The organism is Asticcacaulis sp. (assembly GCF_020217185.1).
Taxonomy (GTDB): domain Bacteria; phylum Pseudomonadota; class Alphaproteobacteria; order Caulobacterales; family Caulobacteraceae; genus Asticcacaulis.
Window position 1 is genome coordinate 1 of record NZ_JAIWNX010000136.1, and the last position, 10000, is coordinate 10000.

At 61.6% G+C, this 10000-nt stretch carries 11 protein-coding genes and 1 pseudogene; 4 read left to right on the forward strand and 8 right to left on the reverse strand.

Features of this window, described 5'->3' with window-relative positions; translation table 11 throughout:
- Positions 1 to 124: 124 nt before the first annotated feature.
- The 3 genes and pseudogenes from LDL37_RS06610 to LDL37_RS16440 all read right to left on the reverse strand — a co-directional run.
- Entirely contained in the window at positions 125 to 502 is a 378-nt protein-coding gene (locus LDL37_RS06610; protein WP_290795826.1) for a hypothetical protein, read from the reverse strand.
- 26 nt (positions 503 to 528) lie between these two features.
- On the reverse strand, positions 529 to 1773 hold the full coding sequence (gene serA, locus LDL37_RS16435) for a phosphoglycerate dehydrogenase (protein ID WP_366509219.1): 1245 nt from the start codon (positions 1771 to 1773) through the stop codon (positions 529 to 531).
- A gap of 132 nt (positions 1774 to 1905) precedes the next feature.
- Positions 1906 to 2463: pseudogene (locus LDL37_RS16440) on the reverse strand (HAD-IB family phosphatase); the annotation flags it as partial.
- Positions 2464 to 2741: 278 nt separating this feature from the next.
- On the opposite strand from LDL37_RS16440, the gene LDL37_RS06620 reads away from it, so the two are divergent.
- Together LDL37_RS06620 and LDL37_RS06625 are read left to right on the forward strand one after the other, a co-directional pair.
- Entirely contained in the window at positions 2742 to 3644 is a 903-nt protein-coding gene (locus tag LDL37_RS06620; RefSeq protein ID WP_126422543.1) for an Hsp33 family molecular chaperone HslO, read from the forward strand.
- A 108-nt stretch (positions 3645 to 3752) separates the two neighbouring features.
- The gene (locus LDL37_RS06625; RefSeq protein WP_290795832.1) at positions 3753 to 4103 is read left to right on the forward strand and encodes a GFA family protein; all 351 of its coding nucleotides are present in this window, start codon (positions 3753 to 3755) and stop codon (positions 4101 to 4103) included.
- Between the two features lie 212 nt (positions 4104 to 4315).
- Here the strand turns inward: LDL37_RS06625 and LDL37_RS06630 are convergent, their stop codons facing one another.
- From LDL37_RS06630 to cysG, 5 genes are read right to left on the reverse strand one after another with little or no spacing between them, the layout of a single operon-like run.
- Complete coding sequence (locus LDL37_RS06630) at positions 4316 to 5059, reverse strand: phosphoadenylyl-sulfate reductase (RefSeq protein WP_290795834.1); 744 nt, start codon at positions 5057 to 5059, stop codon at positions 4316 to 4318.
- Positions 5060 to 5074: 15 nt separating this feature from the next.
- Positions 5075 to 5584 (reverse strand): DUF934 domain-containing protein, encoded by a 510-nt coding sequence (locus tag LDL37_RS06635; protein WP_290795836.1) that lies wholly within the window; start codon positions 5582 to 5584, stop codon positions 5075 to 5077.
- Positions 5571 to 7214 carry a nitrite/sulfite reductase gene (locus tag LDL37_RS06640; RefSeq protein WP_290795838.1) on the reverse strand — a complete coding sequence of 548 codons (1644 nt, stop codon included), beginning with the start codon at positions 7212 to 7214 and terminating at the stop codon, positions 5571 to 5573. The genes LDL37_RS06635 and LDL37_RS06640 overlap by 14 nt, the downstream gene beginning before the upstream one ends.
- Position 7215: 1 nt before the next feature.
- The gene (locus LDL37_RS06645; RefSeq protein ID WP_290795841.1) at positions 7216 to 7527 is read right to left on the reverse strand and encodes a DUF2849 domain-containing protein; all 312 of its coding nucleotides are present in this window, start codon (positions 7525 to 7527) and stop codon (positions 7216 to 7218) included.
- On the reverse strand, positions 7524 to 8921 hold the full coding sequence (cysG, locus tag LDL37_RS06650) for a siroheme synthase CysG (protein WP_290795843.1): 1398 nt from the start codon (positions 8919 to 8921) through the stop codon (positions 7524 to 7526). Before cysG ends, LDL37_RS06645 begins: the two co-directional genes overlap by 4 nt.
- A gap of 190 nt (positions 8922 to 9111) precedes the next feature.
- On the opposite strand from cysG, the gene pseH reads away from it, so the two are divergent.
- Complete coding sequence (gene pseH, locus LDL37_RS06655) at positions 9112 to 9681, forward strand: UDP-4-amino-4,6-dideoxy-N-acetyl-beta-L-altrosamine N-acetyltransferase (protein WP_126422557.1); 570 nt, start codon at positions 9112 to 9114, stop codon at positions 9679 to 9681.
- A gap of 116 nt (positions 9682 to 9797) precedes the next feature.
- Positions 9798 to 10000: peptide-methionine (R)-S-oxide reductase (locus LDL37_RS06660; protein WP_290795846.1), on the forward strand; the 203-nt coding region annotated here is incomplete at its 3' end.

Below are 10000 nucleotides of genomic sequence, written 5' to 3' on the forward strand. Positions count from 1 at the left end.
ATACCAACGGCCGAAGATGCTGACCGCATCCGGCCGTTGAAGACACGAGACTGTCTCATATGTGTCAGTGACATGAGACAGTCTCGAATGGAATACCAAGAGTCATTTCCAATGACCCTTGGTATCAGCCTATGGCGGCTTTCAACGCCGCTTCCTGAGCCGCCGCTGCCTGGGTCAGGGCGCGGAGGTCTTCGAACAGCGCCGGATCAATGGTCTTGAAAGCAAAGCACGTCTTGCCCTGCCGTTTCTTTTCAAGAGACGCGGGGACAAGCGCATTCAGTTTCGGCAGGCTATAGAGCGGCAGGACGTGATAGGCGACGTAGGATTTTTTGAGCGCCAGCCAGCCGAACCACGCCGGCTCACCGGTGCGCGCTTCGGCCCACGTCGTTTTCAGCGTCAGGCAGCAGTCGGTATCGGCGGTGACAACCATGCCGGGCGCGGCCTCGATCATCAGTGCGCGCAGGGCTTTAAAGACAGTGGGAAACGCCTCGGAAGTCGCCATCCACCTGTCTCCTAAAGCCCAGTCTGCTACACCAGTGAGCGGAACTTCAGCGTACCGGTGACGGCCTTAAGCTCATCCAGCGCCTCACGCGAATAGCCGCGGTCCACATCGACGATCACATAGCCCAGTTGCTCATTGGTCTTGAGGTGCTGGGCCAGAATGTTGAGATTGTACTTGGCGATGATGTTGTTGATCGCCGCCATGACGCCCGGCACGTTCTGGTGGATGTGCAGGAAGCGGTGACGCCCTTCAACCTCAGACAGTTGCACGTTCGGCATATTGACCGAGAAGGTGGTGTCGCCGCGGCTGATGAAGTTCAAAAGGCGCTCCGACGCGAACTCACCGATGGCTTCCTGCGCCTCCTCGGTCGAGCCGCCGATGTGCGGCGTCAGGATGACATTGGGCAGGCCCATCAGCGGGCTTTCAAACGGATCGTCATTGGTGCGCGGTTCTTCGGGGAAGACATCGACCGCCGCGCCGTAGATCTTCTTGGTACGGACGGCTTCGGCCAGGGCCTCGATATCGACGATGTGGCCGCGCGACAAATTGATGAACAGCGCGCCGTCCTTCATCTTGGCAAACTGCGCCTTGCCGAAGATGTTCTTGTTTTCGGCGCGCCCATCGACGTGCAGCGACAAAACATCGGCTTCGGCCAGAACGGCGTCCATGGTGCGGTAGCGTTTGGCATTGCCCATGGTCAGCTTTTCGGCGACATCGTAATAGATGACGCGCATCCCGAAGGCTTCGGCCAGCACCGAAAGCTGCGAGCCGATGGCGCCGTAGCCGATGATACCCAGCGTCTTGTTGCGCACCTCGTGCGCGCCGGTGGCCGACTTGTCCCACTTGCCGGTGTGCATCTGGATCGACTTGTCATAGATGTTCCGTGTCAGGATGACCGTCAGGCCCATCACCATTTCCACCACCGAGCGGGTGTTGGAATAGGGTGCGTTGAACACGGCCACGCCCTTTTCAGAGGCCGCCTTCAGGTCGATCTGGTTGGTGCCGATGCAGAAGGCCCCAATGGCCATCAGCTTGTCAGCGGCGTCTAGCACCTTGCGCGTCACATTGGTTTTGGAGCGGATGCCCAGAACGTGTACGCCCTGGATGGCCTCGATCAGGGCGTCTTCGTCCAGCGCGCCTTTCAGCGTCGAAACGTCATAGCCTTCGTCGCGGAAGTGCTGGATGGCGACCGGGTGGACGTTTTCCAGCAGGAGCATCTTCATGCGCGAGCGCGGGAAGGAATAGCGGCCTTCATAGCCTTCGTTATGCAGCACTTCGTCGAACGACGCGACGACCTGCGTCGCCTCGCTGGCCGTGGTGGCGGCCACGACCTTTTCGCGGCTGACGTTTTCGGTGAAGGCGTAGAAACGATCGGCCGCGCCGCCCTGATAGACCTCGTAGTCGGTCCAGCCGTCGCCGACCATCACAATGGCTCCGGACAGGTCGGCCCAGCTTCTGAGCGCCACGATCTTGCCGCCGTCCTTCGACAGCGGATTGTCCTGATCGACGCCCGTGGCCACGCCATCGTCGCCGAAGACCAGACGGTTGGCCAGCACGTGCTCCGGTTTGATGCCATAGTCGGCCACGACGGGGTCGATAAATTCGTGGAAGCCGCCGGAGATGATGCGGATCTTGCCGGGGTTTTCCTCAAACACCTTGCGATTGCGCGCGATAGAGGCCGACACCTGGGCTTTCAGGGCCTCGGCCAGCGCCTCAATATCGGCGCGTGACGGCTTCAGGATACTGATACGGCGTTGCAGGGCCTCACCGAAACCGATCTCCCCCGACATGGCGAGGTCCGTCAGGTCCTTGATCGATTTGAGGTCCGTCAGGCGCGCCGGATCGCTCGAAAACAATTGCTCGGCCAGCACATCGAGGGCTTCGACCTTCGTGAAGGTCGAGTCGAAATCGAGAACGAGTGTCGCGAGGTTTACGCTTGCGGGAGCCATGTGCATGATCATGTCCGTTGGAGCGCATCCCCAAAAGTGGGCACCGGTTTTCGGATCAGATGCGCGATAGTGTAAGGGTAGAGACGGGTCGCTGAAGCCACCAAAATTTATGCGCGGGATTAGGCCAAAAGCCCCCGCAAGACAACCGCCTTTGTCAGTATTTCCGGCGTCTTCGGCTTTTTTTGACCGGGCGGATCGGCTAAGGTGTCAGTATTGCCGCAGTAATGCCTTGAAACCGGTCAAGGTTGAAACTATCTCCGCCGCTTATGTCCCTTTTTGTGTGATTTCCGATGACCTCCTATCCTTTGCCGTCGCAGGACTATGCCGCCCGTTTTGTGCTGGACACGCTTCCCGTGCATGGGCGTCTGGTGCGCCTTGACGAAACGCTGAACGCGATTCTTGACGCCCACGCCTATCCGGACGCCATTGCGACGCTTTTGGGTGAAGCCTGCGTGCTGGCCGTCATGGTCGGTTCGGCGCTGAAGTTCGAGGGGCGGCTGATCATGCAGGCGCAAGGGCAGGGCGTGGTGCGCTATGTCGTGGCCGACTATGACACGCGCGGTTCCTTGCGTGGTTTCTGCCGCTTCGATCCGGAGGAACTGAAGGCGCTTGAGGCCGAAAATGCCGGCAAGTTTCAGTCTCTGGGGGCGCAGCAATTGCTGGGTCAGGGCACCTTTATCATGACGCTGGAGCCCGACGGCATGGGCGACCGCTATCAGGGGGTGACGCCGATTGAGGGCGATTCCCTGTCTTTGTGCGCCGAGCATTATTTTGCGCAGTCCGAGCAGATTCCGACGCAGATCAAGCTGGCCGTGTCGCGTGAAACGACGCCGAACGGCGAACGCTGGCGCGCCGCCGGGGCGATGATTCAGGCCCTGGCCGGCGACGACAGCCGCGGCGATACGCGCGAAGCGTTTGAGCACGTGCGCGCCCTGTTTGCGACTCTGGGCGAAGAGGAACTGACCGATTTCGAACTGGAAGCCGATCGTCTGCTCTATCGTCTGTTCCATGAGGACGGCGTGCGCCTGTCACCGCCCAAGCCGATCGCCAAGCTGTGCCGTTGTTCGCAAACCCGCGTCGAGGAACTGGTGCGCTCCTTCTCGGCGGACGAGCAATCCGACATGCTGGAGCCGGACGGTCAGGTGCACATCACCTGCGAATACTGCTCGAAGACCTTCTTCGTTGCGCCGTAAGACGCGTCTCAAGGTGGTGAAGGCAGGGGCGTTTTGATGTCTTTTCCGCTGCGCGCGCTGGCTTTCCGCTGCGCGCTCTGGTTACATAGGCAAAACAGGAGACGCACCATGACGACGCATCCCGGAAGCTGCCATTGCGGCAAGATCGTCTTTGAGGCCGAAGGCGAACTCACAACTGCTATCGACTGTAACTGCTCGCTATGTCGCCGCAGAGGCAGTCTGCTGGCCTTTGTGCCGCGTGCCGATTTCAGGTTAAATGGTGCTCGTGAAGACCTGTCTGTCTATACGTTCAATCAGCATCGTTTGAAGCACTATTTCTGCGATGTCTGCGGCGTGGCGCCTTTCAGCGAAGGTATCGGTCCGGACGGCAAGGAGATGACGGCGATCAATCTGCGTTGCGTGCCCGATGTGGATGTCGCCAGCCTGACTATTCGTCAATGGGACGGGGCCTCGCATTAGAGCGATGTGCGAAAAAGTGTGAGCGGTTTTTTGCAAAAACATCGCGACAAAACAAAAATTTAGAGCGAAATGGCGTTTCCACCTAAAGTCATTTCGCTCTAGGTTCGTCTCTGTTCTCTGTGCCAAGGGTATGCGAGACGACGTATCTTCGGTAAAATCCACCTCCCCCTGCTTCGCACAGGGAGGAGAGAAATGGCCCGTGCAAAGAGACGTCAGATACCTTCGCCGTCGTCATAGACATTGAGGTGGATGCCGCATTCGGTCTTGTCCTGACCGGCCCAGCGGCCGGAGCGCGCGTCCTGACCTTCTTCGACCGGCTTGGTGCAGGTGAAGCAGCCAATCGACGGATAGCCCTGCGCCACCAGCGGGTGTTCGGGCAGGTTGTGGGCGCGGATATAGTCGGCCACGTCCTGCGCCGTCCAGTTGGCCAGCGGATTGATCTTGAAATTGCGCCCGTCAAATTCGACGACCGACAGGTTGGCGCGTGTCGCCGCCTGATGGCGTTTGCGGCCGGAAATCCACGCTGCATAGTCTTTCGTCACCGCCGCCAGCGGCTTCGTCTTGCGGAAGTCGCAGCAGGCGTCCGGGTCGCTCTGGAACAGGGTGTTTTTGGGATCGAGCGCGCGGATGTCTTCCAGCGCCGGGCGCAGATTGGTGAGGTTGGTCAGCCCTAGGGCCTCGACCAACTCATCGCGGTATTGCAGGGTCTGAAAGAAATGGCGGTCGGTGTCGAGGAAGATGACCGGCGTGGTGCGGTCGATCTTCGCCACCAGATGCAAAAGCGCCACCGCATCGGCCCCGAAGGAGGAGGTGAGGGCGATCTTGCCGGCAAACTCCTGCCCGATGGTGTCGCGCAGGATCGACTCGGCGTTCCAGCCTTCGTACTTCGTCGACAGTTGCCGCGCGCGCTCGTGGTCAGGCGTATCGGCCACCAGATTGTTGATCAGCACAGTCATAACGGACTCCGGACCTTACGCGGGATGACGCAGGGCCCATACGGGTTTCAGACCGTCGGCGGCGGACTGATAGGCATTTATGTACAGAGAGCGGGCGTACTTTATCGCACCCGCCGGGTCGGCGTCCTTCAGCAGGAAGCTGTCGAAGCCGCAACGCATCATCCAGAACAGTTGATCGCGCAGCACGTCACCGACGGCGCGGATTTCGCCGTCAAAACCTAAGTCCTGACGCAGGATGCGCGCGGTCGAATAGCCGCGCCCGTCGCGATAGCCGGGAAAGGCCACTTCGATCAGGGCGATCTTGGACATGAAGGGCGTCAGCAGGCGCACATCGTCGCCGGGCGCAATGCGCACGCCGTAGCGGCCATTGAGCCCATCCAGTTCATTGACGGCGCGCGCAAAGCTCAACACCGCCTGATCGACGCCGATGGCTTCGTCGTCGGCCAGCAGGGTCCAGCCATTGGCGCGCACCTCGCCCTGATCGCTGACCAGTTGCGGCGCGTGGGAAGAATTAAGCTGGCTCATGCAGGGCTCCGGCAAAGGCGTCGCGGCCAAGGCGGCCCACGGTGTCGATAAAGCGCTCGGTCTCATCCGTGCGCAGGTCGAGATAGAGTTTGATCAGGCGCTCCAGCGCGGCGGGCACGGCTTCGGCGCTCAGGCCCTTGCCCGTAATGACCCCCAGCGCGGCCTGCTCATCGGCGCGGCCGCCCAGCAGGATCTGATAGAATTCCTCGCCCTGCTTATCGACGCCCAGAATGCCGATATGGCCGACATGGTGGTGACCGCAGGCATTAATGCAGCCGGAAATCTTGATCTGAAGATCGCCAATCTTATCGGTCAGCTCGGCATCGGCAAAGCGCTGCGAAATATCCTGCGCCAGCGGGATCGAACGGGCATTGGCCAGCGAGCAGTAATCGAGTCCAGGGCAGGCGATCATGTCGGTGATCTTGCCGACATTGGCAGAAGACAGACCGTTCTGATCAAGCAGACGATAGAGGTCATACAGGTCGGCTTTGGCGACGTGCGGCAGGATGATGTTTTGCTCATGGCTGACGCGCAATTCGCCGTAACCGAAGCGATCGGCGGCGTCGGCCATGACGTCCATCTGCGCCGAAGAGGCATCACCCGGCGGCAGGCCCGTCGGTTTCAGCGAAATCGTCACCGACACGTGGTCGTCGCGGCGGTGGGCCAGCGTATTGTTGCGCACCCAGCGGGCAAAACCGGCATCGGCGGCCTTGGCGCGGTCCAGAGCGGCGGCGTCAAACGCCTTGTCGGCATAGGCCGGCTGCGGGAAGAAGCTCTTGATGCGCGCGATTTCGGCGTGCGGCGCGTCGATCTGCGCCTGATCGAGCGTCGCCCATTCTTCCTCGACCTGACGCGCATATTCCTGCGGCCCCAGCGCCGAGACGAGGATCTTGATCCGCGCCTTGTAGATATTGTCGCGGCGGCCATACCGGTTATAGACGCGCAGCGCGGCTTCGAGATAGCTGAGCAGCTTTTCGCCGGGCAGGCCCGACTTGATCAGGTGCCCCAGATGCGGGGTACGACCCATGCCGCCGCCGACATAGACATCAAAGCCCTTGTCGGTCAGTTGCAGCCCGATGTCGTGCACACGGATGGCGGCGCGGTCGCGGGTGGCGCCGGTAATGGCGATCTTGAACTTGCGCGGCAGGAAGGTGAATTCCGGGTGGAAGGTGGACCACTGACGGATCAGCTCGGCCCACGGGCGCGGATCGTCGATCTCATCCCTGGCCGCCCCGGCAAACTGATCGGTGGTGGTGTTGCGGATGCAGTTGCCCGATGTCTGGATAGCGTGCATTTCGACCGCCGCCAGGTCTTCGAGGATCTGCGGCGTGTCGGCCAGTTTGATCCAGTTGAACTGGATGTTCTGGCGCGTGGTGAAGTGCCCGAAATCGCGGTCATAGGTGCGCGCAATGTGGGCGAAGGTGCGCATCTGACGCGACGACAGCACGCCATAGGGCACGGCGATACGCAGCATATAGGCGTGCAGTTGCAGGTAGAGGCCGTTCATCAGGCGCAGCGGCTTGAACTGATCCTCGCTCAGCTCGCCCTTCAGGCGGCGCTCGACCTGATCCTTGAATTCGGCGTTGCGGGCGGCGACCATGGCGTGGTCAAACTGGTCATACTGATACATGTTAGAAAACCTCTCCGCGCTGGTGCTGACGGGCGGTGTCGAAGGCGGTCTGACCCGCGGTAGGGCCGTTGGCACGCACGTGCTCACGCACATATTCGCGCTTGACCAGGGTATTCTCATCGAGGAGCGGCACAAGGTAGGGCGCGACCACTTCGGTTTCGCGCGCCTTCCAGTCTTCCAGCAGCGCGGCCGCCGCCTCGTCCTCAAGGCGGGTGGCCAGCGCCGCGTCTTCGTTCCAGCCCGACAGGTCCGGGCCTCCGGCGTACCACAGCACCAGACCATCGGTCAGGCGATTGGCGGTCAGGAGTTTCATGCAATCCTCGCAGGTTCGGCGACGGCAGGGTGCGCGGCCGTCGGCTGATAAAGAGCGGCGACTTCGCCGATAATGAGCAGGGCCGGGCCCTTGGGCGGATCGGCGCGCAGGGTTTCCGGCAAATCAGACAGACAGGTCAGTCTGCGAACTTCGTCGGGCCGCGTACCGTTTTCGACCACCAGAACCGGCGTATCGGGGGCGCGCCCGTGCTGGGTCAGCTTTTCGGAAATGGTCTGGGCCGTATGGATGCCCATATAGACGACCAGCGTATGGTTGTGCGCCGCCAGTCGGTCCCAGTCGAGCGCCAGCGGATTGTGCTCGAAATCCCCATCCTTAGCGTGTCCGGTGATAAAGCTGACGCTTTGCGCATGGTCGCGGTGGGTCAGGGGCACGGCGGTCGAAGCCGCACAGCCCAGCGCCGCCGTAATGCCCGGCGTGATATGCACTTCGATGCCCGCCGCTTTCAGCGCTTCGACCTCTTCGCCGCCGCGTCCGAAGACGAACGGATCGCCGCCTTTGAGGCGCACGACGCGCTTGCCCAGCCGCGCCTGTTCGACCAGCAGGCTGTGGATCTGATCCTGCGGCACCGAATGGTTGGAGCGTGCCTTACCGACATAGAAGCGTTCGGCGTCGCGGCGCGCCATGTCCATAATGCCGTCACCGACCAGCCGGTCATAGACGATGACATCGGCCTCACTGAGGAGGCGCAGCGCCTTCAGCGTCAGAAGCTCCGGATCGCCGGGACCGGCCCCGACCAGATGCACGACGCCTTGACGCGGTTGCGGGTTACGCGCGGCAGCGAGCGCGATGTCTACGGCCTGATCAATGCGGCCTTCGCGCGCCAGACGCGCCGCGTCGGACTCCAGCACGTCTTCCCAGAAGCGGCGGCGCTCATCGACGTTGGGCAACAGCGCGCGCAGGTGCGGGCTGAGGCGAAGGGCAAACTCGGCTAGTTGCGCTTCGGACGGCGGCACCGCCGCCTCGATGCGGCGGCGGGTTTCGCGGGCCAGAACCGGAGCGGTACCGCCGGTGGCCACGCCGATCGACAGCGGACCGCGGTCGATAATGGCCGGGACGTGGAAGTCACCCAGATCAGGATTATCGACGACATTGAGCGGCTTATGCGCCGCGCGTACCAGCGCCGCCCCCTGTTCGGCCAGCGCGCGATCCTCGAACGCCACAATGACAAAGGTGGCGTCGCTGAGGTCTTCGACCGTCGGCCAGCGGCGTTCGGGCGCCACGCCCTCATAGGCCGTCTCATCGTCCGGCGTATAGACGCTTAAACTCGCCGGGGTGCGCCGCAGCAGGGTCAGCTTGCGCGCAAGCCAATCGCCCGTCCCGATCAGGACGACGCGCCGGCCTTCGAGCGGCCAGGAGAGCGGCAGTGCGAGCATAAGGAGGGTCCGCGGCGGTTCAACATGTGAGGGTCTGGTGCCCTTTAGGTGGGCTTTTAGTCCTCACCCGCCGCGAAGGAAAGCGATGCTTTGTGCAGACTGGGTTTAGGGCGGCTAAAGCGCTGCGAACGCGATATTAACCGCACAGTGTTATCCTCATGGGGTTCCGTCTGTGAAAGATGTAGTGCTCATGTTGGCGTCACCTTCTCTGGCCACCCTGCGGCCGCTGGCTTCCGAAGACCGCGAGCGTCTGTTTGACTGGCGCAACCGCGAAGAGGTGCGCCGGTACATGTACACCGACACCCTGATCCCCTGTGAGCGGCATGAGGCGTGGTTTGAGGCCTTAAGCGGCAATGAGACGCGGCGCTATTTCATCATCGAATGGGACGGGCAGCCGGTCGGGCTGGCCAATTTCGTCGATATCGACCGGGTGTCGCAAAAGGCGGCCTGGGCCTTTTATCTGGCCGAAACCACGGCGCGCGGGAAGGGTTTGGGCGCGTGGGTCGAATTTCAGATGATCGAGCACGCTTTCAACGTCCTCAACCTCGAAAAGCTGTGGTGTGAGGTGCTGGAAAGCAATGGCGCCGTGTGGAAGTTGCACCAATCCTTTGGCTTTCAGACAGAGGCGCATTTCCGCCGCCACGTGGTCAAATCCGACGGGCCGCACGATGTGATCGGGCTGGGGCTGTTGCGCGCCGACTGGGCCGCGGTGCGCGACGATTGCCGGGCGCGGCTTCTGAGTCACGGATACACAGTTTAAGCCCCTGTGAAGGGCGCGCGGATGTGCCTATATTGAGGCTACACTGTTTAAGCCTCGCGCATTTGACTCCGAAAACCGCTTCACACTTTTCGGAATGCGCTTCAAAGGACATCCGCATGGCCCGTTCCGAACTGGGGTTCGACCTGACCCCGCCTACGCCTGAAAAGCTGCGTCTGCTGGCTGAAAAGCTCGATCCCGAAGCGCGGCGCATCCTGCTCGATCACGGCACCGAGCCGCCCTTCTGCGGTAAGTTCGATGAGTATGAAGAAGAGGGGCTGTACACCTGTGCCCTGTGCGCCCTGCCGCTGTTTTCCTCGCG